This is a genomic window from Paenibacillus xylanexedens, assembly GCF_007676705.1.
Classification (GTDB): Bacteria; Bacillota; Bacilli; order Paenibacillales; family Paenibacillaceae; genus Paenibacillus; species Paenibacillus xylanexedens_C.
Genome location: NZ_VEBF01000084.1, coordinates 1 through 343 on the forward strand (window position 1 = coordinate 1; position 343 = coordinate 343).

General features: G+C 46.6%; 1 protein-coding gene. It reads left to right on the forward strand.

The genetic code is table 11. The annotated features are described in order from the left end of the window. Window positions 1-150 precede the first annotated feature (150 nt). Window positions 151-343: peptide deformylase (locus FS628_RS30240; protein ID WP_369008903.1), on the forward strand; the 193-nt coding region annotated here is incomplete at its 3' end.

Consider the following 343-nt stretch of genomic DNA (forward strand, 5'->3'; position numbering starts at 1 on the left):
GAAGAAGGAGATGAGGTGGTGGAGAAGAGAGGGAAAGAAGTAAGGAAAATTAGACTAAAGGTAGAAAAATTGGTGGATGATATGGGTGAGAGGATGTAGGATGGGGAAGGTGTGGGTGTTGGGGCACGAGAGGTGGGGATTTTGAAACGTGTGATGGTAATTGAGGGAGGTGATGAGCAAGGGGTGATGAAGATGATTAAGGGGGAGATTATTGGAAGTGAGGGAGAGGAATTGGGAGGGGAAGGTTGTGTGAGTATGGGTGGAATTAATGGTGAGGTTGGGGGTTTTGAGAGTGTGAGAGTGAAAGGTGTGGATGGTGAAGGTAAAGAGTTGATTATTAGGG